Source organism: Streptomyces sp. cg35 (assembly GCF_050410835.1).
Classification (GTDB): Bacteria; Actinomycetota; Actinomycetes; order Streptomycetales; family Streptomycetaceae; genus Streptomyces.
Window position 1 is genome coordinate 819,614 of the sequence record NZ_CP191268.1, and the last position, 20,888, is coordinate 840,501.

The following is a 20,888-nucleotide window of genomic DNA, read 5'->3' on the forward strand; positions in this document are numbered from 1 at the left end:
CTTGCTTCTCCAGGGTGAGGACGGCTTTGGCGATGTCGGTCATGTGGTGGGGACTGTTTCACGACCAGACGAGTCGCCCTTCGGCGAACTCACAGACTGGGTGTTCTCCATCGGCGATCTTCGTCAGCATCTCCGCCACGGAGTCGAAATAGTGAGCCAGCGATTCGTACTCACCCGTGGTCGTGATCTCGCCCGCGAACCATTTGCCGACACGCCCGTCCCGCACGTCGATGAACTTTCCCATCCAGCCGTCCTGGTCCGACAGGAACGGGATCCACTCATTGCGCCAGAACGGATTCTCCGGCTGGTCCGGGGGGTCGAATCCACCGAGCATGGAGCGGTTCTCGTAGAGCCTCTCCATGGCCCGGATACCCAGAAAGAAGCTTCCCTCGTCCGGAAACCCCGCGAAGCCGCAACATGCGGCATCGTCGTCCACATCCTCCTCAGGAAGATCCAGATTGTTCTGCAGCAGCCATGCCCGCAGATCCTGAGGGAGGCCGATACCCATCCGCTTCTCAGCGGCCGCGATCATCTGTTCCGTAGCGGGCCCAGGCAGATCCACGTGATCGGCAGGGGCGTGCTGCCGCAGAAGATTCATCACGCGGGACCAGCTCTCCACGAACGTTGTCACCGCTGGCGGGGCTTGATCATGGCGAAGACCTCCGGTGTGGTGGAGCTGTCTAGTGCTCTGACCGGGAAGGTTCGCCGGATCGGTGGTTCCAGAGGTTGGATGTCCGGAGACGTCCGATCCGACCGCTGGGGGTGTGGTGGCTAAGCCTGTCCATGTGCGCAGGTTGACCGACCAGGAGGGGCAGAAGCTGCAGCAGAGCGTGCGTCGTGGCAGCACCAGTTCGGTGCGGTACCGGCGCGCGATGATGCTGCTGGCCTCGGCCGGCGGGAATCGGGTCCCAGTGATCGCGAAGCTGGTCCAGGCCGACGAGGACACCGTCCGCGACGTGATCCACCGGTTCAACGAGATCGGTCTTGCCTGCCTGGACCCTCGGTGGGCGGGAGGCCGTCCCCGCCTGCTTAGTCCTGACGACGAGGACTTCGTCGTCCAGACGGCCACCACCCGCCCGACCAAGCTCGGCCAGCCCTTCACCCGCTGGTCCATCCGCAAACTCGCCGCCTACCTGCGGAAAGTGCACGGCCCTTTGATCCGGATCGGTGGCGAGACATTACGGTGCCTGCTCGCCCGTCGCGGCATCACCTTCCAACGCACCAAGACTTGGAAGGAGTCGCCCGACCCCGAGCGCGACACCAAGCTGGACCGCATCGAGGAGGTGCTGGAACGCTTCCCGGACCGCGTGTTTGCGTTCGACGAGTTCGGGCCGCTCGGCATCCGCCCCACCGCCGGAGCTGGCTGGGCTCCCGCCGGTCACCCTGAGCGCCATCCCGCGACCTATCACCGCACCCACGGGGTGCGGTACTTCCACGGCTGCTACTCCGTCGGCGACGACCGGGTGTGGGGCGTCAACCGCCGCAAGAAGGGTGCGGTGAACACCCTGGCCGCACTGAGGTCGATCCGGGCCGCACGCCCGGACGACACCCCGATCTACGTCATCCTGGACAACCTGTCCGCCCACAAGGGCGACAAGATCCGTCGCTGGGCGAAGAAGAACCGCGTCGAGCTGTGCTTCACCCCGACCTACGCCTCCTGGGCCAACCCGATCGAGGCGCATTTCGGGCCACTGCGGCAGTTCACGATTGCCAACTCCAACCACCGCAACCACAGCGTGCAGACCCGGGCCCTGCACTCCTACCTGCGCTGGCGCAACGCCAACGCCCGCCACCCCGACGTCCTCGCGGCCCAGCGTCGCGAACGCGCCCGCATCCGCAGCGAAAAGGGCATTCGCTGGGGCGGACGCCCGCTCCCCGCCCCGGCCTGACCAAGCGACAGAGGCCGCCGAGAGCGTCAGACCCTCACACCACGCGCGATTCGGTACAGCACGTTCGGACGCAGTGGCCCTTCGGGTGCGGTGGGGTCGTCGAAATCGTCAGCCGGGTCTCGGGTCATGCCGATCCGGCGCATCACTGCTTGGGAACGGAGGTTCGTGGCAGTCGTCACTGCAAGGATCTCGGTAAGTTCAAGCGTTTCGAAGCCGAAGGCCAGGCCAGCCAAGGCGGCCTCGGTGGCGTAACCCTGGCCCCAGGCCGAGCGAGCGAGCCTCCAACCGATCTCTACCCCAGTGAACGGCATGCCATCATCCACCTGGTCCAAGCCCGCGAAGCCGATGAACTCGCCCGTGGCCTGCAGTTGAACTGCCCACCATCCGTAGCCTCGCTGGTCGAACTCGGCCTGGAACTGCGCCACGGAGGCATCGCTCTGTTCACGGGTGAGCAGGTCGCCCAAGTGCTCCCGGACCTCGGGATCAGCATTCATCGCCGCCCACGGTTCAAGGTCGGAGTCTTGCCATCGACGGAGCACGAGGCGATCGGTATGCAGTTCAGCCATGCTGCCCAGCCAACGTGAGCACCGTCCCCAAGGCAATCCATTTGGGTGTGGCTCTTCTGGAGGGATGACCGTCTAGGGTTGGGCATGGGCCCCGTGTCGGCGGCGATGCCATGTCAGTGCGGGGGACGCAAGGGCAAGGACGAGCGCGATGCCCGCAGTGATCATGGACGGCCTCGTCTGTCCTTGGGCAAGCACGTACGCCCCACCAGCGATACCGCCCAGGGCTACGCTGAGCGCGGGTGGCCAATGGCACGTGGCGAGTCCCGTGATCACCACCACGTACGTCGGCAACACTGCGAGAAACACCACCCAAAACGGCCACGGGACGCTGTGGTGCGGCGCAACGCAGTCGCCCCTGATGCCAGGCTCGCAACGGGCTATGAACCCGGAGATTCCCCAGCTCATGAACAGCATGACAAGGACGCCGAGCGGAATCCACCAGAGGCTCGTTTCGTCGAGCGGTCGAGTTCGCGACGAGCGCTTCGCGCCCACCTTGCGCTTCCTGCCAGGTCTCATACCGCTGTGACCATAGGGGTGTGGTGTCGCTCCGGGGAAGCCCCGATCCTGCACGGGCCAGCCGACAGATGTGGCTCTCCTCGGCGACCATCCCTCCAAAGGAGCTACACCCAATCCATTTTCTTCGGGACTGCTACCGCCGCTCAGAAGGAGAATGCACGGCTGGCTCCAAGCCTGAGGAAGCGACCACCGCCCCGGCGAACCTTCCCGGTCAGAGCACTAGCGACTGCACCGCACGGAGGGCTTCGTGTCCCACCGTGATGCCAGTCTGACCGTGCACGGCAGGCGACTGCTGGTCGAACGTGTCCGCGCCGGTCGCCCGGTCACGTATGTGGCCGCCGAAATGGGCATCTCGCGGCCCACCGCCCACACCTGGATCCGCCGCTGGCGCACCGAGGGCGAACAAGGACTGCACGACCGTTCCAGCCCTCCCCCCACCACACCGCACCGCACCGCGGCACCGCTGGAGGCCCGGGTCTGCCGCCTGCGCCAGGACCGCAGACTCGGAACGGCCCGCATCGGCCCGATCCTTGGCCTGCCCGCCTCCACCGCGCACCGGATCCTGGCCCGCCACGGGCTGAACCGCCTGGCCTTCCTGGACCGGCCCACCGGGCAGGTCATCCGCCGCTACGAACGAGCCCGGCCCGGCGAACTCAGTGGTCCGGGCGGCCGCGGGGCCGGACCGACCGCGCCACCGGATCCGTAAGCCGGCCAACACCGGGACGAGCACGAGTCTGTCGCCTCGCCGCCCCGGTGTGGTCAGCCAGGTCAGCGGGCTCAGCGCACGTCCACGCAGTCACCGGTGGCGGTGACCGGCGGCGTAGTAGAGGTGCCCTCGAACTTGTAGCGGTAGCAGCGGTCGGTCGTGGCGGTGCGAGTCTGCTTTTCGACACCCGCCAGGCTGCCGGTGCCGGTGATGTGGCTGCTGGTGGTGGCGTACGAGCCGGTCAGCGAACGCTCCTGGAGGCGGACGGTCTGCTGGGTGTAGCCCGCGTACTTGTGGGTGTCCCAGTTGGCGCGCTCCAGCTTGCCGGTGATCGTGATCGTCTTGCCCTTGGCGACGGGTTCGGGGGCCGCGTTGTTGCTCAGCCGGGACCAGCGCTTGAGGTACCAGGTCTTGGCGTTGTCGGTGTCCACGTCGGTGGCCGCGTCGGTGATCGCATAGAGGGCGATCTTCCACGCTCCGGCGTCCTCGTTCTTCAGGTAGTCCTGGGGGTCGATCTTGAAGGTGGCCGTGCAGTCGAACATGGTGTCGCCGGACTGAACGCACGGGTCGATGTCCGCGTCGAACTGCTCGGAGTTGAAGAACTGCTTCAGGTCGCTGTCGCGGTCGGTGCCGCGCCAGATCGACGCGTGGCTGCCGTAGAGCTTCGACCCGCCGCTGACCGTCCACTTCACAGTGATCGTCTGCGTGTTCGTCGTCCCGATGCGGGCGCTGTTGCCGCCGTCGACGGTGATGCCGGAGACGACGGTGGAGTCGGCAGCTCTCGCGGCGAGGGTCCTGGGCGCTGCGGCTTTCGCTGCCGACGCGTCGGCGGCGAAGGCCTTGCTCTGCTGCAGCGCCTCATCCTCGCCGGTCCCGCCCGCCGTCGCGGACGGTGTGACGAGCAGACCGACGGCAACTCCGGAGGCGGCCAGTGCGCTGACGCCCAGGGTCACCTTCTTGCCGGGCGTCAACTTGTTGCGGGAGTGCTGGGACATGAGAAGGCTCCGTTATGGACTTTCGATGGGCGGATACAGGTCGCACGGCCACAGCGGCCGCACAGTGTTGATCGTCGATGAAGCGAAAGGGTTGTACGCGCGCGACCGTTGAGGCGCGTGAGGTGTATCACCTGGTGTTGTCGTGTCGCACAGGGCTTGTGTGCTGCGCGGACCAACCAAGGCCTGGGGTGCGCCAAGCTCCATCGCTTGTGCGTGGACGAACTCGGCACTCACAGCGGGATGGACGGGGCGCGTTGCGCGTTCGACCTGTCAGCGTCCGGGCTCTCAACGAGGACGGCGCCGGGCCGCCCGTCGGGACCGAGCCTACTGACCTATTCGGAGTGTTGTCGTCGGATAGTGAGTCAGCTTGAGTCCGGTGCCGGTGAGGCAGCCGTCGATGAGTTCGGGGTGGCGTTGAATGTGCCGCAGGCCGCGGCGGAGGGTGTGTTCGAGATGGTCGTCGTCGGTGAAGGCGACATTGGCCAGCGGACCGCGCCGCAGCAGTGACCAGACGCCCTCCACCGGGTTCAAGTCCGGGGTATACGAGGGCAGATGAACGATGGTGAGCCAGTCGTGGCCTGCCGCGTACTGGCGCATCCCGGCGGTCCGGTGGGTGTTGAGATTGTCCCAGATGAGGACGATGGGAGCCTTGAGCTGGATGTGGGCGCGAACGATGAGGTCGCGGTAGTCGGTCCAGGCGAAACTGTTGCGTCCCGTGCCGGGGTGCTTGCGGTGCCGGCGGGGCCGGGAGAACTCGCCCGGCCGGTAACAGCACAGGGCGGCGATCGAATAGCGGCGCCAGGACCGGCCGCGCACCCGCACCACCGGCGTCTGCCCGCGCCGGCCCCAGGTCCGGGCCCGTGTCGGGGTCATCCCGCACCCGGCCTCGTCCTCGAAGACGAGGAAGGCGCCCAGCGCCGCCGCAGTCATTCCGCCTGCGGCCACACGTTTTTCTTCCACAGATGGACCGCGGATTCGTCGCGTTCAACGGCCCGGCGGGCGGGTGACTGCCAGGACCAGCCGTGCCGGTGCAGTAGCCGCCACACCGCCGCCGGCGAGACCTCCAGGGCGAATAGCCGGAAGATCAGTATGCGGATCCTCGCCAGGGTCCAGCGCTGGTCTTCCCAGCCGTGCACCGCCGGCCCCCGGGCCAGCTCCTGTTCCAGTTCGGTGAACCGGTCATCGCTCAGCCTGGGCAGCTTCGGCGGCCCGGCCGAGGTCAGGGCGGCGGTCCCGCCCTGGCGCCAGGCCCGCCGCCAGCGCTCCACCGAGCGCACACTGACCCGCAGTTCCTTCGCGATCACCGTGTTCTTCTCACCCCGCTCGAACCGTTCCCCGGCCTCGAGGCGAATCCGCTCACGAAAATGCTGCCGTTCGGCGGTCAGTCCACCGCCCTGTGCGTACCGCATACCACCGGCCTACCGCGGGAATCGCCGCCCGTCACCCCTCCCGACAACACCCCGAACAGATCAGTAACCCCTCGTCAACGGCGGAGCTCCGTACTTTACCCCCAGCTGAAATGGCACTATATGGGCGATATGCGTAGGCCGGGTTCTCGGCAACCGGCCACACGTGAGCGCCGTCCCGCTTGAGCAGCCTGACGGTGGCTTCGCCTTCCAACGTGGCGGCCACGACCTCGCCGTTCTCGGCTGTCTCCTGCACGCGGATGATCACGGTGTCGCCATCAAGCATGTGGGCGCCCGCCATCGAGTCGCCCTTCACTGGAATCCGACGGGTTCGCCGAATCTTGGAGGGCTCAGGAAGGGAACCGATGGCAGACTGCGCCCGATCGCGTGCGGTCTCACGTATGTTCGCGCGCCCGGGTATGTGCACTGATACAGCCGTAGGGACTCAGATCTGCTGAAAACAGGTAGCCGAGTGGCCGGCTCAGGTGGTGAGCAGTTCGGCGATCTCATGGGCGAGCTTCGGGCCGAGCGAGCCCCAGCCATCCTTGTAGCCGTACACACTCCCCAGGGTGCGGGCTTCGTAGTCGCCGTTCAGGAGGTCTATGTCGGTGGGGGTGATGAGCGACGGGTGGGGGACGCCGGCGGCGCCCGAGACCTTCAGCAAGTCCCGGCGCAGGGTGCGCAGGTACGTCGCGGCCCGGGTGCTCTTCGAGGGCGCGTCGATACCGCGCGCCAGCCACGGGTTCTGGGTGGCGATGCCGGTGGGGCACTTGTCGGTGTGGCACTTCTGGGCCTGGATGCAGCCGATGGAGAGCATCGCCTCACGGCCCACGTTGATCAGGTCGACGCCGAGGGCGAACGCGACGACGGCGTTCTCGGGCAGGCCGAGCTTGCCGGAGCCGATGAAGGTGATGTCGTCGGTCAGGCCCCGCTCGGCGAACACGCCGTAGACGCGGGAGAAGCCCACGCGAAACGGCAGGGACACCGAGTCGGCGAAGATCAGGGGAGCCGCCCCGGTGCCGCCCTCGCCACCGTCGACGGTCACGAAGTCGACCCCTCGCTCGCCCCGCTCCATCAGGGTGGCGAGCTCCTCCCAGAAGTCCATCTCCCCGATGGCGCTCTTGATCCCGACCGGCAGTCCGGTCTCCGTGGCCAGCAGTTCCACGAAGTCGAGCATCGAGTCCACGTCGTGGAACGCGGTGTGCCGCGACGGCGAAGCGCAGTCCTCGCCCGCGGGAATGTCGCGGATCCGGGCGATCTCGTCGGTCACTTTCGCGCCCGGTAGCATGCCGCCGAGCCCCGGCTTCGCGCCCTGCGAGAGCTTGATCTCGATCGCCTTGACGGGCGCGTCCGCGACCGTGGACTTGAGCTTGTCGAGGTTGAACGTCCCGTCCTCGTTGCGGCAGCCGAAGTACGACGTGCCGATCTGGAGGACGAGGTCCCCGCCGTTGAGGTGGTAGGGCGACAGGCCGCCCTCGCCGGTGTTCTGCATCGTCCCGGCCAGCGCCGCGCCCTTGTTGAGGGCCGTGACGGCCGCGCTGGACAGCGAGCCGAAGCTCATCGCCGAGATGTTGATGACGCTCGCCGGGCGGAACGCCTTCGCGCGGCCGCGCGGTCCGCCGAGCACCTTGGCCGAGGGCAACGGCGCCTGCGGGTCGCTCAGATCGGGCAGCGCACCGGCAAAAGTACGCTGCTTCACGTATGCGTGACCCTGCTCGTGCTCGATGTCGTTGTCGGTGCCGAACCCGAAGTAGTTGTTCTCCCCCTTTGCCGACGCGTAGATCCAGCTGCGCTGGTCACGGCTGAAGGGGCGCTCCTCGTCGTTGGACGTCACGATGTACTGCCGTAGCTCGGGGCCGATCGTCTCCAGGATGTACCTGGCGTGTCCCACCAGGGGGAAGTTCCTCAGCAGCGCGTGCTTCTTCTGCACGAGGTCGCGGGCGGCCACCAGCGCCAACCCTGTGGCGGCTGCCGCACCTATGCTCCGAGCACGCATCACGAACGTTCCTCTCGTCGACCGGCTGAACCTCACGGTGGCCGTCTACCCCGCGCCGCGGAAATGCCACGCGCTGCCGAAGACCCGAGGGTGCCGCCCCTGCGGGAGGGCCGCGGCGCGGCCCGTACGGGGGTCGGGCCGCGCCGCGCGGGCGGGTCAGAGCGCCGAGTCGAGGTGCCCGAGGTGCTCGATGAGGTTCATGTTCTCGGCGTAGTCCACCGGGCAGTTGATGATCGACACGCCCGGGTCCGCCAGTGCCTCACGCAGCGTCGGCAGCAGCTCCCCGGCGGACTCGATGTGGTAGCCCTTCGCGCCGAAGCTGCGGGCGTACTGGACGATATCCGGGTTTGCGAAGTCGGTGTTGGAGTTTTCCCCGACCTCCAGGTCCATCTTCCACTTGATGAGCCCGTAGCCGTTGTCCTCCCAGATCAGCACGGTGAGCGGGATGTTCTCGCGGACCGCCGTCTCGATCTCCTGGGAGTGCATGAGGAACGAGCCGTCGCCGACCGTCGCCAGCACCTTCGTCTGGGGCCTGGCGAGCTGGACCGCGAGTGCGCCGGGCAGTGAGAAGCCCATGGTGGACAAGCCGTTGGAGATGAGGCAGGTGTTCGGCGCGTACGTCGGGTAGAGCCGGGCCATCCACATCTTCAGCGCGCCGGTGTCGACCAGCACGATGTCGTCGCGACCGAGCGCGGCACGTGTATCGGCGATGACGCGCTGCGGGGCGAGCGGGTAGCGCTCGTCCGCGGCGCCCTGCTCGAGTTCCTTGGCCAGCAGCGCGCGGGTGGCCGTGGTGTCCTCGTCGTCGATGGTCCAGCGCAGGCCGTCGAGTTCGGTGGCGAGGGCGTCGAGGGAGGCGGAGATGTCACCGATGATGCCGACGTCGACCGAGTAGCTGTCGTCCACCTCCGCCGGGAAGCGGTGGATGTGGACGATCTTCTTGTCACCGTCCGGGTTTATCCGGGACGGGTCGAACTCCTGCAACTCGTAGCCGACGGCGATGACGACGTCGGCCTCCTCGAACCCGAAGTTGGTGTAGTCGCGCCGCATGAAGCCGAACGTGCCGGTCGCGCACGGGTGGTCGTCGGGCAGGACGCCCTTGCCGTGGAAGGTGGTCGCCGTCGACACGTCAAGTGCGGTGGCGAACGCCGCCAGCGACTCCTCGGCGCCGCCGCGCGCCGCGCCGTGACCAGCGAGGATCACCGGCCGGCGGGCCTCGCGCAGCAGCTCCGCCGCCCGCTTGATCTGCTTCGGGGACGGCGCCTCAGCCTGCACGACGTTCCTGCGCAGCGGGCGCAGGTCCGAGCCGTCCGTCGCCGCGTCGACGTCCTCGGGCACAGCGAGGTAGACGGCGCCCGGCCGCTCGGACTCCGCGGTCTTGAACGCGCGCCGCACCATCTCTGGCAGGGCCCGGGTGGCCGGGACCTCCGCCGACCACTTCGTGACCGGGGCGAACATGCTCACCAGGTCCACGAACTGGTGAGACTCCTTGTAGTTGCGCTCCTTGCCGACCTGCGCGGTGATCGCGACGACGGGCGTGCTGTTCGTCATGGCGTCGGCGACGCCCAGCATCAGGTTGATCGCGCCGGGCCCCAGCGTCGCGGACATCACCCCCGCCGAGCCGGTAAGCCGGCCGTGCATCTCCGCCATGAAGGACGCGGCCTGCTCGTGCCGGGTGAGGACGTAGCGGATCTTCTCCGAGCGGGCGAGGGCGTTGGTGAAGCGGATGTTCTCCTCGCCGGGCACGCCGAACACCACCTCGACGCCCTCGTTCTCCAGGCAGCGAACCAGGAGTTCGGCCGCTCCGTCGGGGGTCTTCTTTTGGTGCTCGGCGTCGCTCACGCTGATCGTGTCCTCTCCTGATTTCGGGCCGCGCCAATGGGGCGGGCCGGTCAGCCGTCTACCCCGGCCCGCCGGCCGGACGCCTGTGGACCGAGGCCACGAGAAGCTCAAGTGGAGCGGGGACGCGCCGTCCGGGCCTTCGGCGCCGCCTGAGGCGGCTCGTACGGGCGGCGCCGCGCGCCCTCGGAGAAGGACATCCGTAACGGGATCGCCGCCTGGAACACCGACCCCAAGCCCTACGTGTGGACGAAGACCGCGGACGAGACTCAGATGACCAGGAGGACACCTGTCCGGCTGAGCCCTGCCCCGGTTCGCCTGTCCAGGTAGTGGCAGGCGCGCGACGGGCTTGCCGAACCCGCTGGGCCCGATCCCGTTCGTACGGTCACCAGATGGCCTCGTACTCACAAGATCCGCGGTGCACAGCGCTCGCCGAGGCGGTGGAACCGCTGCTCCGGCGTAGCTCTCCCCCGGATGCCGGCGGTTACGGCGGCTGTTTCCAGCTGGTCCTCGCGAGCAAGGACTCAGACCAGCTGGGCGGCCCAGCTCTGATCCGGGCCGCCCTTCGCGTGGCCGCCTGTCGCTTGGACTGGAGGGTCAGCACGTACGGCTTCGACCGGCCCGGTGCCTCGGATCAGGTGCTGCTGGGCATCGAAGACAAACGCCCGGTTCCGCGGCGCTACGCCGAGATCGTGCGCAGGGAACGCGACATCGCTGTACGCGCCGCAATCAACGCGTCGCCCGGCGCAGGCCGCGCGGATCCTCGCGGCCTGCGCCCCTGCGGGGCACTCCTGCGGTGCAGAGCCAGGAGTTCCTTGCCTCCGTCGCCGATCGTGGCCTGCTGAAGTGAGCTGCGCAGAGTTCTGTGCAGGAACGTCGCGGGAGCAGAGGTTCACCGTTGTCCGTGTGGGGTGAAGGGGCAGGCCCTCGCCGGAAGGCCTGCCCCTGGTGACTCACCACAGGGGAGGTGAGTTGCATGCGGGCTTTCACCAGGTCGCTGCCTTCGTACGTCTTCCAGTGTGTGTGGGTGAGTACGAGGTGTGCCTGCGCCGTGAGCTCCTGTCGCAGTGCCGCGTAGGCGGCCTTGTCCTCGTCGCTCCAGCCGGGGGAGTCGGGCCGGGTCGACCGGAAGCGGCTGACCTTCCCGCCGTGCGGGGCGTCTTCCGCCTGCCAGCCGTCGAGCGGTTCCACTGACCAGGAGAGACCGGGCCGCTTGGGGAAGGCGTGCAGCTCGTCGTACAGGGTCGCGGCCTGCTTCTGTGCGGCCAGCAGGTCAGCGGGGAAGTCGTACGCGCTCGGATCGGTCATGTGGTCGAGCGTAATGCGGTGGTCTGCAGCTCGTGGACGTCGGCGTGCGCGCCCTCGCCGCGGGCGTCGCGGGCCTTGGCGACGGACTGCTCCAGGGCGGCCATGAGGTCGACGACCTGACCAGCCGGCCCCTCTTCGCTCTCCATCTGCGGCGGCTTCTTGCCGGAGGCCTTCGCCTTGATGACGTCCGCGAGAGCATCCGTGTAGCGGTCGGTGGCCCAGTCGGCGTCGGCGATGGGCTCCTCACGCGTCATGGATTCGATGAGGAGGATCGCCTCGTCGACCTCCTTGTCGCTGATGTCGACGGCCTTGGGGGCGAGGGATTCCGGGGAGCGGATCTCGTCAGGCCACTTCAGGGCGTGCAGGGCGATGGCGTTCTCGACCACACGCAGCAAGCCGAGTCCTTCCGTGCCGTGCCAGACGAACTTTGCGACTGCGGCCTTGCTGTTGCGCTCGAGGGCCTGCCTGAGGAGGACGTACGGCTTGGTGGCGACCTGCCCGTCGGTCTCCAGGTAGTAGCCTCCCCGATTTGGATCGGGTCGATGGACTCGTAGGGCACGAAGGCGACGATCTCGATGGCCTTCGCCGTCGGCAGCGGGATCTCGCGGAGTTCCTCATCGGAGATAGCGACGACCTGGTCCTTCGCGTACTCGTAGCCCTTGCCGATCTCGGCGTTCGCGACCTCGCGGTCCTCGGTCTCGCAGATCTTCTTGGTGCGCACCCTGGCCATGTCTTCCAAGTGGTACTGGTGGAAACGCAGGCTGTGATCCTCGGTCGCTGCCGTGACCTTGATGGGGATCGTGACCAGCCCTAGCGCCGGTCCACACAGGGCGGGGCATGACGAACCTCCACAATCAGCCCCGAGACCACCAGGCTATGGCGCAGACCAGCGCACAGCATGCCGAGTGGCAGGCGCCCCAGAAGCAGGCCACCGTGACCGTATGGAGCAGAAGCAGCCCTGGCCCGGATGGGGCGACGGCGCAAGGCAGCCCGACGAACACCAGATCACCGAGCTGCCCGGCGACGCACCCCTGCTCAGCGAAGCGGCCCGGTCGGGCATCCTCGACCGCGAGATCAACACCTATGTGATCCACGGCTGCGGATCGAATCCCGAACTCCCGTGCAAGCCGTCCTCGTCAAAGGCCACGCGCCGAACCGCAGGCTGCACGCGATCCTGACCCTGGCCACCCGCCTGCTGTGGGGCATCGTGTGGATCGCAGTCGCCATCACGACGAAGGAAGAACGAGCCGTTCTTACCGTCGATGAATACGGGCGGCTCATGAGGGCGGTCAGCCGAGCCTGACCGTCCGTCGGCAAACCGAGCAGAGGCCTGACTGCCGTGAATATGCAAGTAATACGAGCGGCTATTCGTCTTCGTGGTGAGTGGCGTGACCGAGAAACAGATTCTTCTTCACGAACCGCAGGATCAGGGCGGCCGCGACCCCGGCTCCCGCGGCCCAGGCGGCCGCTGGTACAAGGCCCACGCCGCAGGCGGTGGTCACGAAGAAGACCGCCAGGCAAAGTGCGATGGGAATCCAGAATCCGGAACTGATGTCGGACGGGTCCAGCTTGGGCATGTCTCCCTCTCCGCGGCAATGGCCTTGGGCAGGCCGGGAATTCTTCCTGCCCAAGGCCATAAGCGGCAAATCGTCAGCAGCTCCAGAATGACCCAACCAGGCCACCGACGGCACCGAGGCCCGCCGCAGGCGCGACGCCCGGTCCGGTAAATGCTCCGACGAAGCCCGCGCTCACCGCGGAGGCCTGGCTGTACTTCGCGGCACACTTCCAGTCCCGGGCCGAGCCTGGTCGGCTGGAGCTTCACTCCCGACGAAGTTCTTAACCGGCTATCGGCGGCTCACACAGTGACCTGAGTTGCCGGTGAGTGATGAGGCAGCAGGCCAGTTTGAGGAAGGCTTCGTGAATGTCGGCTAGCCGTTCCCAGCGAACACGGAGCCGTCGGAAGCCGTGTGAGTAGTTGGGCGGCATGAGGCTGTTGCTGCGAGGTCTGGTCGGTCTGGTTGTGGGTGCAGGGGTCGTGCTGCTGCTGGAGCGCTGGCTGGCGCAGGACTCGTGGGGTGCGGCGGCCGAGCAGACGGCGTGGTGGGCGGGAGCGATGATGCTGGTGGTCGGGGTGGCGTGGTGGCGGGTGAATCGTCGGTAGAGGGTGCGCCCTGCCCACCGGATGGTGAGTAGGAGCGCGGAGGTGGCCGGCCGGAGGAGCAACGCGACCGAGGGGGTGGCCGGTCGCGCGCTCACGACGACGTCGGGGAGCGGGACGCCCGCTTCGATCTGTCGGGACAGTTCGCGCAGCCTCAGGAACGCGTGGCGATCGCGCTTGCGGAAGCGGCGCTGCGCGGTGGACCGACCTTGGGCGAGCCGCGACCAGATGCGGCGGGAGAGTTCGAGATCGTCGGCCGGCGCCTCGGCGAGCGTCGCCTTCAGTTCGCCGGGGAGTGCGGGGTGAGCTTGCACGCGCGGAGCAGTTCGGCGGGCCGGTCGCGGAGGACGCGCCGGAACGTCATCAGCTCGCCGTCGAGGTCATTGACGTCTCCATGCGCGCAGGCCGCCGGATCGTCGACAGCGGCGAGCGGTGGCTGAAGGGGCCGGCAGAGATGAGTGCCGTCGCGCTGCGGATTACTGAGGCAGCAGGCCACGGTTCTGACCGGTCGGCTGCGCTGCTGGCCGAGACGTCACCACGGGACGATCGGAGCATGCGGACGCGCCTACCCGGGGCCCGCTCCGGCACCGGGAGCCCCTGGCTGCGACGAAGGCGGCAGCGCGACACAGCTGGACACGCAGTTAGCTTAGGCTAAGCTAACTGCGTGTCGAAGACCCCCAGGCTTGTACCGAAGCACCCCGGCCTCTTCCGCGGTGAAGTCGTGAGCAGTGTCCGGTTTTCTCCCTCGATGCAGCGCGTGACGGTGACCGGCGACCCCTTCGCCACGTTCCCGTGGCAGGGCTACGACCACTGGTTCCGGCTCTTCTTCAAACTGCCGCACCAGGACCGGTTCGTCCTGCCGCACCTGTCCGGCTCCACATGGTGGGAGCCCTATCTCGCCCTCCCCGAGGACGAGCGTCCGCACTGCGCCAACTACACCGTGGCGGACTTCCGCCCGGAAAAGGCGGAACTGGACATCGACTTCGTGGTGCACTGCGGCCCGACGGGCGAACCCGAGGGCGCCGCGGCGATCTGGGCGTGCGCCGCCCGCGCCGGCGACCCGATCGCGCTGCTCGACCAGGGCCTCCTGTTCGACTGTCCGGACGACGCGTCCGAGGTGCTGCTGGTGGCCGACGAGAGCGGCCTCCCCGCGACCGGCGGTGTGCTGCGCTCACTCCCCCGCGGCACTGTCGGCCGCGTCATCCAGGAGATCCCGGCGGACGGCGACCGGCGCGAACTCGGCGCGCCGGAAGGGGTCTCCGTGACGTGGGTCGTACGCAATGACCCCACGGCCGTGCCCGGCGCGGCGGCGCTGAAGGAACTGCGGCGCCACGAGAAGGTGTCCGAGACGGGGTACGCGTTCGTCATCGGCGAATCGACGCTCGCCACGGAGGGCCGCCGGCATCTGCACAAGGCGGGGCTTCCGAAGAACCGGATCACCTTCTCCGGCTTCTGGAAGCACAGCCGGGTCAAGGCCGCCTCGTAGGGCAGCGCCCGGAGCCCCCGGTCAGCCCTTCCGTGCCCTGACGGTCGACGGTGCAGACCGTCGGGCGGCTCTCCTCGTGTCGTTCGGGGCGGAGGCGGGACGGACGGTCCCGTCCCGTTCCGCGGCGAGCCGGGTCAGAGCAGTGCGGTCGCCCGCAGGGACGGCTGGAGCAGATCGCCGTGTGCCAGCACCATGGCGTCGCACAGCTCCCAGATGCGTTCCAGGGGCAGCGCGGCGGCGGTCGCCGGGTCCGCCATGGCGGCCTGCCGGATCGCACGCGGGTCGTCCTCCAGTGCGGCCCTGACGACCAGGTCGTTCATGCTCAGATAGCCGCGGTTGAGGGCCGCGCACTGGGCGGGCAGGGCACCGATCCGGGTCGGCTGCACGCCCGACGCGTCGACCAGGCAGGGGACTTCGACGGTGCCGGTCGCCGGGAGGTTGTCGATCAGGCCGTGGTTGGGGACGTTGCCGTAGACGGTGCGCGGGGTGCCGGTGGTGATGCTGTGGATGATCTGGGGCGCGTACTCCATCATGCCCTCGACATCGAGCGGGGCTCCGGCGCGGAGCGCGTCGCGGGTCTTCTCGTACAGGGCGACGTTCTCGTCGACGATGCCGAGGTAGGCGCCGACGGGCAGCCGCAGCCGCTCGATCTCGCTGTCGTGGTGCAGGTACCAGGGCACGTACTCGGCGGAGTGCTCGCTCGTCTCGGTCGGGTAGTAGCCGAGGCGCCGGTACATGTCGACGCGCACCCGGCGCCGCAACTGCGGGTCAGAGGCGATGAGTTCGTCGAGTCGGGGATAGAGGTCCTCGCCGTCGTGCTCGAAACGCAGCAGCCAGGCTTGGTGATTGACGCCGGCCGCGCGGTAAGTGACCTGCTCGTAGGGCACGTTCAGCAGGTCCGAGAGGTCGCGTAGCGTCCAGTAGACGGAGTGACACAGGCCCACGACGCGCGTGAGCCCGGTGGCGGCGGTGAGGTACTGGACGTTCATCGCCATGGGGTTGGTGTAGTTGAGCAGCCACGCGTCCGGGCACAGTTCCGCGATGTCCGCGCCGAGCGCCTTCAGCACGGGGAAGGTGCGCAGCGCGCGGAAGATGCCGCCGACGCCGAGGGTGTCGCCGATGGTCTGGCGGACGCCGTGGGCCGCGGGTACGTCGAAGTCCGTGCGGGTCGACGCGCCCATGCCGACCTGGACGATGTTGATGACGAAGTCGGCGCCGGCCAGGGCCTCTCGGCGGTCCGGGTGCGCGGTGACGGTGACGTACGGGGTGGCCCCGGCACGGTCGGCGATGTGCCGGGCCGCGCCGAGAGCGGTCTCCAGTCGCTCCGGGTCGATGTCGTGCAGGGCGATGTGGAGGTCGCGGAGATCGGGGAAGGCGAAGAGGTCCGTCAGGAGCCCCTGGGTGAAGACAACGCTTCCGGCGCCGATGAAGGCGATCTTCGTGGCGTTCTTCGTGGTGGTCATGAGACGTTCTTTCCGTTGCGAGTACTGGTGCGGGGCCGCGGCCGGTGCTGTGACAGGTGCGGTGACGCGTGCGGTGGCAGCGTTGTTACGCGGGTGGCCGGGGCACGGTGGGGAGCGCGGCGTCCGCCTCGGCCCAGGTGGGCTGGGCCGGCGTGCCGCCGTACGCCCGGGTGGACAGAGCCCCGCAGACCGAGGCGAGTTCGAGCGCGTCGGCGGCGGAGTGCCCGGCCAGCACGGCCGCGACGAAGCCCGCGTCGAAACTGTCGCCCGCGCCGACCGTGTCCAGCGGCTCGGCCTGGATGCCGCGGGTGCGGAGCGCGGTCCGGCCGTCGTGGACGAGGGCTCCGTCCGCGCCGTCCTTGACGGCCACCAGAGGTCCGCGCAGGGCGAGTTGGCGCGCCGCCGCGTCGAGGGGCGCGTCCTCGGGCAGGCCGGCGAGGGCGCGGGCTTCGCGGGCGTTGGGCAGCAGGAAGTCGGTGACGGCGAGCACCGAGCCGAACCCGTCGGGGTCGCCGGTGTCCCACTTCCCGGCCGGGTCGTCGTTGGTGTCCAGCGAGGTGGTGGCCCCCCGCTCGCGCGCCGTGCGGAAGAGCGCGGGCAGCGCCTCGGCGAGCTTCGGCAGCAGGAAGTACGAGGCTGCGTGCACGTGGCGGCTGTCGCCGAGCAGCGCCTCGGGTACGTCGTCGGCGCTCGTGGCGGCGAGGGTGCCGGGCGAGGTGAGGATCGTACGGTCGCCGCCGCCGCGCGTCACCACGACCGTGAGCGGGGTCGACAGGGCGGGGTCGACCCGGACGGCGCTGGTGTCGACGCCGCGGGTGGCGAGTGCGGCCGTGACGAAGCGTCCTGCCTCGTCGTCCCCGACCCGCCCCGCGAAGGCGACCTTCAGGCCGAGGCGCGCGGCGCCGCACGCCATGATCGCGGCGGAGCCGCCGAGGGTCAGCAGGCCCGTGTCGACGAGTTGTTCGCGCTGGCCGAAGGCGAGCGGCGCGTCGAGGGGTCCTAGGACGATGTCGGGGTTGGCGTCCCCGATGACCAGCAGATCGTAGGTGGATGAGGTGTGCGGGACGGGCGAGGCGTGCGGCAGCATCCGGTTTCCCTGAGGTTGCGATGCGGAGAGGTGAGCGGGGTGGTCCGGTCTCATCGCCTGCTCATCCCTTGAGCCCCGACGAGGTGATGGCCTGGACGAACGACTTCTGGGCGAAGAGGAAGGCGAGCAGCACCGGCAGCACGGTGATCACGTTGCCGGCCATGACCGCCGACCACTTCGTGTGGTGCAGGCCCTGGAAGGTCGTCAGGCCGAGTTGCAGCGTGTACTGCGTGTCGTGGTTGATGGCGATCAGGGGCCAGGTCAGGTCGTTCCAGGTGGTCAGGAAGGTCAGTACCGCGACGGTGCTCAGCGCGGGCCGCGACATCGGCAGCACGATCAGGAAGAGCACGCGCAGCCGTGAACAGCCGTCCATCCAGGCGGCCTCCTCCAGTTCCCTGGGCAGCGACAGGAAGAACTGCCGCAGCAGGAAGACCGCGAACGGGGTGACCAGCGACGGCACGATGAGCGCGCCCAGGGTGTCGATCAGCCCGAGCCGTTTCATGACGAGGAAGGTCGGGATCATCGTGAGCTGGAACGGGATCGCCATCGTCGCCAGCATCAGCCCCATCAGCAGCCGGGACCCGGCGAACCGCATCCGGGCGAACGCGTACCCGCCGAGGGCGCCGAGGACCAGGTTGGACACGACCGCGACGACCGAGACGATCAGGGAGTTGGCGAACCAGCGGGGGAACATCGCGTTGCCGAGGACGTACCGGTAGCCGCCGAGGTCGATACCGGAGGGCCACAGGGCGGGCGGGAAGCGGTTGATCTCGGCGTTGCTCATCACGGAACTGAGCAGCAGCCAGATCAGCGGGATCGCGAAGACCAGGGCGAGCGGGGCGAGCAGCAGGTGCCAGGCGCTGAAGGGCAGCCGGGCCCGGCCCTTGGGGCGCTCGGCGGGCGGGGTGGTGAGCGTCACTGGTCTGCTCCTTCCAGGGGTGCCGGGCGTACGGAACGGCTCCGCACCAGCCGCAGCCCCACGGTGACCACGCCCAGCGCCAGCGCGAGGACGTAGGCCGCCGCCGCGCCGTAGCCGGCCGTGAAGTTCTTGAACGCCTGCTCCCAGATGAAGTAGACGATCACCGTGGTCGAGCCGAGCGGCCCGCCCTTGGTCGTCACGTACACCAGGTCGAAGACCTGCAGGGCGTTGATGGTCTGCCACACCAGCAGGAACACACTGACCGGCGCCAGCGCGGGCAGGGTGACGTGCCGCAGCAGCTGCCACCGCCCGGCACCGTCAAGGCGTGCCGCCTCGATCAGGGACGGCTCCACGTCCTGGAGCGCGGCGAGGAAGACGACGACGCAGAAGCCGGTGCCGCTCCAGAGCGAGATGGCCACCAGTACGAGGAGGGCCTGCCCCGGATCGGAGAGGAAGCCCTGCGGGGAGACGCCGAGATGGTGCAGTACGGAGTTGGCGACGCCGAACTCCGGGTCGAGGATGAAGGAGAACAGGACGCCCTGTGCGGTGGCCGAGACGACGAACGGCACGAAGAACAGGGTCCGGTAGAGCCCCACGAAGCGGATGCGCTGGTTCAGTGCGAGGCCCAGCGCCAGGCCGAGGCCGATGGAGAGCGGCACGTACAGCGCCGTGTAGAGCACGGTGTTCCACACGGCCTCGGCGAAGTGCGGATCCTGGCGCAGCGCACGGTAGTTGTCGAGGCCGACCCAGCGGCTGGGGGTGACCAGGTCGTCCGCCTGGAAGGAGAGGAGGAGGGACCAGCAGACGGGGACGACGCTCAGGCCGAGGATGATCAGGACGGCGGGCGAGATGTACGCCCAGGCGGTCGCGGACTCGCCGCGGCGCGGCGGCGATCCGCCCTTGCGCGGGAGCCGGGCCTCCGCACGCCCGACCGGTCGGCCGGGGTCCTTCCCACGGGCGCGGCCTGCGCGCAGAGAACCGGGGTCTTGGTCGGGAAGCGTGAGCGGGGCGGGCAGTCGGGGCATGACGGTTCTCCTGAGCGCGGTGTACGCGGTGTACGCGGTGTACGCGGTGTACGCGGTCTGCGCGGGGCAGCTGTCCGCACGGGTGGGGCTGCCCGTGCGCTGTACGCGGGCACGGTCGATGCCGTGCGCCTGGTCACCGCGGGATGAGGAGCGCGGCGTCGGCCTCCCGCGCGCACCGGCGCAGCGCCTCGGCCGGGCTGCTTCTGCCGAGCAGTACGGCGGAGACGGCCTGGCCGAGCGCCTGCGAGATCTGCGGGTAGGCGGGGTGCACCGGGCGTACGCGGGCGGAGTCCAGTGCCTGTGTGAACACGGAGAGGCCCTCGGTCTCCGCGTCCCGCTTCCGCCAGGCCGGCAGCGCCGCGGTCGGGCGGCTGAGCGGCAGGCTGCCCGCCTGGACGTCCCAGCGCACGTCCTGGGCGGGCTGCGTCAGCCACGTCACGAAGGTGCGCGCGGCCCGGACCCGCGCCGGGCCGTTGTCGAAGACCGTCCAGGTGTCCGGTCCCGAAATGGTCATCGGGCGACGGCTGTAGCTGGGCAGCGGGACGACGTGGTAGTCGATCTTCGCGTTCCGGATGTCGGGAAGCTGCCACGGCCCGGTGACGACCATGCCCATCCGTCCGGCGAGGAAGACCTGGTACATCTGCTCGCTGCCGGGCTTGGGGTCGATGTACACGCTCTTCGCCCGCGCGAGGGTTTCCACCGTCTCCAGGGCCCGTACGCCCTCCTTCGCGAAGCCGATCGACTTCCCGTCCGGCGCGATGACCTCACCGCCCAGGTCCCACACCATCGGCCACAGCCGCCACACCGTGTCCTCGTCGCCCACCCCCGGCCAGCCGGTACCGAAGACGGAGCGCCGCCGGTCGGTGAGGCGGGCGGCCGTGTCGGTGAATTCCTGCCAGGTCCAGCCGGGTTCGGGCAGCGGCAGGCCGGCGTCGCGGAAGACCTTCTTGTTGCAGACGACGGCGAGCGAGTCGATCAGTGCGGGGGCCGCGCGCACCCGGCCGTTGACGGTGACGGCGTCCCGCGCCGGCTTCCAGTACCCGTTCCACGGGACGGGACCCGAGCGGAAGGTGTCGGTCAGGTCGACCGCCGACGGGCTGCGCGCGACGCTGGCGAGGTCCGAGCCGAAGACGTACACGATGTCCGGGAAGGAACCGGACGCGAGCGCCGCGGTGATCTTCTGGAGCATCGCGTCGGACAGGACGCCGCCGGCCGCGTCGACGCGGATCCGGGGGTGGGTTCGGTTGAACTCCCGGACCAGCGCCTCGATCACGGTCCGCGCGGTGTCGGTCTGGCCGTGCCACAGTTCGACCGTGACACGGCCGTCGGGGCCGACGCCGTCCGACGCGTCCGCGCCGCATCCGGACAGCGCGGCCGGCGCGGCGGCGCCGAGCGCAAGGCCGGTGCCCCGGCGCAGGATCCGGCGGCGGGACGGGTGGGACGTACGAGGGTTCGCGGCCATGTGCACCTCCAAGGGGCGTGCGGAGCACGCCGTGCCGTATCACCGAAGGCCTGGTGCATCCCAGACC

Annotated in this window: 20 protein-coding genes and 3 pseudogenes; 5 read left to right on the top strand and 18 right to left on the bottom strand. The window is 68.9% G+C overall.

Features of this window, described 5'->3' with window-relative positions:
* Window positions 1-58: 58 nt before the first annotated feature.
* Entirely contained in the window at window positions 59-598 is a 540-nt protein-coding gene (locus ACQUQD_RS04005) for an SMI1/KNR4 family protein (RefSeq protein ID WP_428957448.1), read from the bottom strand.
* Between the two features lie 169 nt (window positions 599-767).
* On the opposite strand from ACQUQD_RS04005, the gene ACQUQD_RS04010 reads away from it, so the two are divergent.
* Window positions 768-1,889: an IS630 family transposase gene (locus tag ACQUQD_RS04010; RefSeq protein WP_428950519.1), complete on the top strand. Its 1,122-nt coding sequence runs from the start codon at window positions 768-770 to the stop codon at window positions 1,887-1,889.
* Between the two features lie 26 nt (window positions 1,890-1,915).
* On the opposite strand, the gene ACQUQD_RS04015 is transcribed toward ACQUQD_RS04010, so the two are convergent.
* The gene (locus ACQUQD_RS04015; RefSeq protein WP_428950520.1) at window positions 1,916-2,455 is read right to left on the bottom strand and encodes a GNAT family N-acetyltransferase; all 540 of its coding nucleotides are present in this window, start codon (window positions 2,453-2,455) and stop codon (window positions 1,916-1,918) included.
* Between the two features lie 763 nt (window positions 2,456-3,218).
* On the opposite strand from ACQUQD_RS04015, the pseudogene ACQUQD_RS04020 reads away from it, so the two are divergent.
* Window positions 3,219-3,626: pseudogene (locus ACQUQD_RS04020) on the top strand (helix-turn-helix domain-containing protein); the annotation flags it as partial.
* A 122-nt stretch (window positions 3,627-3,748) separates the two neighbouring features.
* Here the strand turns inward: ACQUQD_RS04020 and ACQUQD_RS04025 are convergent.
* The 8 genes and pseudogenes from ACQUQD_RS04025 to ACQUQD_RS04060 form a co-directional block, all read right to left on the bottom strand.
* On the bottom strand, window positions 3,749-4,672 hold the full coding sequence (locus ACQUQD_RS04025) for a calcium-binding protein (RefSeq protein WP_428950521.1): 924 nt from the start codon (window positions 4,670-4,672) through the stop codon (window positions 3,749-3,751).
* 324 nt (window positions 4,673-4,996) lie between these two features.
* Window positions 4,997-6,081 (bottom strand): IS630 family transposase gene (locus ACQUQD_RS04030; protein WP_428950522.1). Its coding sequence is split into 2 segments (ribosomal slippage): window positions 4,997-5,617 and window positions 5,620-6,081, totalling 1,083 coding nucleotides; the frame shifts between segments, so codons are not numbered across the junction.
* A gap of 31 nt (window positions 6,082-6,112) precedes the next feature.
* A complete protein-coding gene (locus ACQUQD_RS04035) occupies window positions 6,113-6,505 on the bottom strand; it encodes a LexA family protein (protein WP_428950523.1) in 393 nt (130 codons plus the stop codon).
* 54 nt (window positions 6,506-6,559) lie between these two features.
* Entirely contained in the window at window positions 6,560-8,074 is a 1,515-nt protein-coding gene (locus tag ACQUQD_RS04040) for an FMN-binding glutamate synthase family protein (protein WP_428950524.1), read from the bottom strand.
* 156 nt (window positions 8,075-8,230) lie between these two features.
* Window positions 8,231-9,916 (bottom strand): acetolactate synthase large subunit, encoded by a 1,686-nt coding sequence (locus tag ACQUQD_RS04045; RefSeq protein WP_428950525.1) that lies wholly within the window; start codon window positions 9,914-9,916, stop codon window positions 8,231-8,233.
* 726 nt (window positions 9,917-10,642) lie between these two features.
* Window positions 10,643-11,221, bottom strand: coding sequence for a hypothetical protein (locus ACQUQD_RS04050; RefSeq protein WP_428950526.1), 579 nt, complete (start codon window positions 11,219-11,221; stop codon window positions 10,643-10,645).
* The gene (locus ACQUQD_RS04055) at window positions 11,218-11,733 is read right to left on the bottom strand and encodes a Ku protein (protein ID WP_428957449.1); all 516 of its coding nucleotides are present in this window, start codon (window positions 11,731-11,733) and stop codon (window positions 11,218-11,220) included. The genes ACQUQD_RS04050 and ACQUQD_RS04055 overlap by 4 nt, the downstream gene beginning before the upstream one ends.
* Before the next feature lie 74 nt (window positions 11,734-11,807).
* A pseudogene (locus ACQUQD_RS04060) lies at window positions 11,808-12,050 on the bottom strand (Ku protein); the annotation flags it as partial.
* 112 nt (window positions 12,051-12,162) lie between these two features.
* Here ACQUQD_RS04060 and ACQUQD_RS04065 point away from each other — a divergent pair.
* Window positions 12,163-12,399, top strand: a complete 237-nt coding sequence (locus ACQUQD_RS04065) for a hypothetical protein (protein ID WP_428950527.1) — start codon at window positions 12,163-12,165, stop codon at window positions 12,397-12,399.
* Window positions 12,400-12,585: 186 nt separating this feature from the next.
* Here ACQUQD_RS04065 and ACQUQD_RS04070 read toward each other — a convergent pair whose 3' ends face one another.
* Entirely contained in the window at window positions 12,586-12,798 is a 213-nt protein-coding gene (locus ACQUQD_RS04070; protein ID WP_428950528.1) for a hypothetical protein, read from the bottom strand.
* A gap of 259 nt (window positions 12,799-13,057) precedes the next feature.
* Window positions 13,058-13,189 (bottom strand): annotated as a pseudogene (locus tag ACQUQD_RS04075) (IS5/IS1182 family transposase); the annotation flags it as partial.
* Window positions 13,190-13,241: 52 nt separating this feature from the next.
* Between ACQUQD_RS04075 and ACQUQD_RS04080 the strand changes: the two are divergent.
* The gene (locus ACQUQD_RS04080; RefSeq protein WP_428957786.1) at window positions 13,242-13,382 is read left to right on the top strand and encodes a hypothetical protein; all 141 of its coding nucleotides are present in this window, start codon (window positions 13,242-13,244) and stop codon (window positions 13,380-13,382) included.
* Window positions 13,383-13,659: 277 nt separating this feature from the next.
* On the opposite strand, the gene ACQUQD_RS04085 is transcribed toward ACQUQD_RS04080, so the two are convergent.
* Entirely contained in the window at window positions 13,660-13,875 is a 216-nt protein-coding gene (locus ACQUQD_RS04085) for a hypothetical protein (RefSeq protein WP_428950529.1), read from the bottom strand.
* A 168-nt stretch (window positions 13,876-14,043) separates the two neighbouring features.
* On the opposite strand from ACQUQD_RS04085, the gene ACQUQD_RS04090 reads away from it, so the two are divergent.
* A complete protein-coding gene (locus ACQUQD_RS04090; RefSeq protein ID WP_428950530.1) occupies window positions 14,044-14,865 on the top strand; it encodes a siderophore-interacting protein in 822 nt (273 codons plus the stop codon).
* Window positions 14,866-14,999: 134 nt separating this feature from the next.
* Here the strand turns inward: ACQUQD_RS04090 and ACQUQD_RS04095 are convergent, their stop codons facing one another.
* The 5 genes from ACQUQD_RS04095 to ACQUQD_RS04115 form a co-directional block, all read right to left on the bottom strand.
* Window positions 15,000-16,328: an alpha-glucosidase/alpha-galactosidase gene (locus ACQUQD_RS04095; protein ID WP_428950531.1), complete on the bottom strand. Its 1,329-nt coding sequence runs from the start codon at window positions 16,326-16,328 to the stop codon at window positions 15,000-15,002.
* Between the two features lie 85 nt (window positions 16,329-16,413).
* Window positions 16,414-17,415: a carbohydrate kinase family protein gene (locus ACQUQD_RS04100; RefSeq protein ID WP_428950532.1), complete on the bottom strand. Its 1,002-nt coding sequence runs from the start codon at window positions 17,413-17,415 to the stop codon at window positions 16,414-16,416.
* A gap of 61 nt (window positions 17,416-17,476) precedes the next feature.
* Window positions 17,477-18,334: a carbohydrate ABC transporter permease gene (locus ACQUQD_RS04105; RefSeq protein WP_428950533.1), complete on the bottom strand. Its 858-nt coding sequence runs from the start codon at window positions 18,332-18,334 to the stop codon at window positions 17,477-17,479.
* Window positions 18,331-19,359, bottom strand: a complete 1,029-nt coding sequence (locus tag ACQUQD_RS04110; protein ID WP_428950534.1) for a carbohydrate ABC transporter permease — start codon at window positions 19,357-19,359, stop codon at window positions 18,331-18,333. The genes ACQUQD_RS04105 and ACQUQD_RS04110 overlap by 4 nt, the downstream gene beginning before the upstream one ends.
* Window positions 19,360-19,492: 133 nt before the next feature.
* Complete coding sequence (locus ACQUQD_RS04115) at window positions 19,493-20,821, bottom strand: ABC transporter substrate-binding protein (protein WP_428950535.1); 1,329 nt, start codon at window positions 20,819-20,821, stop codon at window positions 19,493-19,495.
* Between the last annotated feature and the right edge of the window lie 67 nt (window positions 20,822-20,888).

Coding starts and splice junctions, on each gene's coding strand:
- ACQUQD_RS04005 (WP_428957448.1), bottom strand. CDS start 598: ATGAATCTTCTGCGGCAGCACGCCCCTGCCGATCACGTGGATCTGCCT.
- ACQUQD_RS04015 (WP_428950520.1), bottom strand. CDS start 2,455: ATGGCTGAACTGCATACCGATCGCCTCGTGCTCCGTCGATGGCAAGAC.
- ACQUQD_RS04025 (WP_428950521.1), bottom strand. CDS start 4,672: ATGTCCCAGCACTCCCGCAACAAGTTGACGCCCGGCAAGAAGGTGACC.
- ACQUQD_RS04040 (WP_428950524.1), bottom strand. CDS start 8,074: ATGCGTGCTCGGAGCATAGGTGCGGCAGCCGCCACAGGGTTGGCGCTG.
- ACQUQD_RS04050 (WP_428950526.1), bottom strand. CDS start 11,221: ATGACCGATCCGAGCGCGTACGACTTCCCCGCTGACCTGCTGGCCGCA.
- ACQUQD_RS04065 (WP_428950527.1), top strand. CDS start 12,163: ATGGAGCAGAAGCAGCCCTGGCCCGGATGGGGCGACGGCGCAAGGCAG.
- ACQUQD_RS04070 (WP_428950528.1), bottom strand. CDS start 12,798: ATGCCCAAGCTGGACCCGTCCGACATCAGTTCCGGATTCTGGATTCCC.
- ACQUQD_RS04095 (WP_428950531.1), bottom strand. CDS start 16,328: ATGACCACCACGAAGAACGCCACGAAGATCGCCTTCATCGGCGCCGGA.
- ACQUQD_RS04100 (WP_428950532.1), bottom strand. CDS start 17,415: ATGCTGCCGCACGCCTCGCCCGTCCCGCACACCTCATCCACCTACGAT.
- ACQUQD_RS04110 (WP_428950534.1), bottom strand. CDS start 19,359: ATGCCCCGACTGCCCGCCCCGCTCACGCTTCCCGACCAAGACCCCGGT.
- ACQUQD_RS04115 (WP_428950535.1), bottom strand. CDS start 20,821: ATGGCCGCGAACCCTCGTACGTCCCACCCGTCCCGCCGCCGGATCCTG.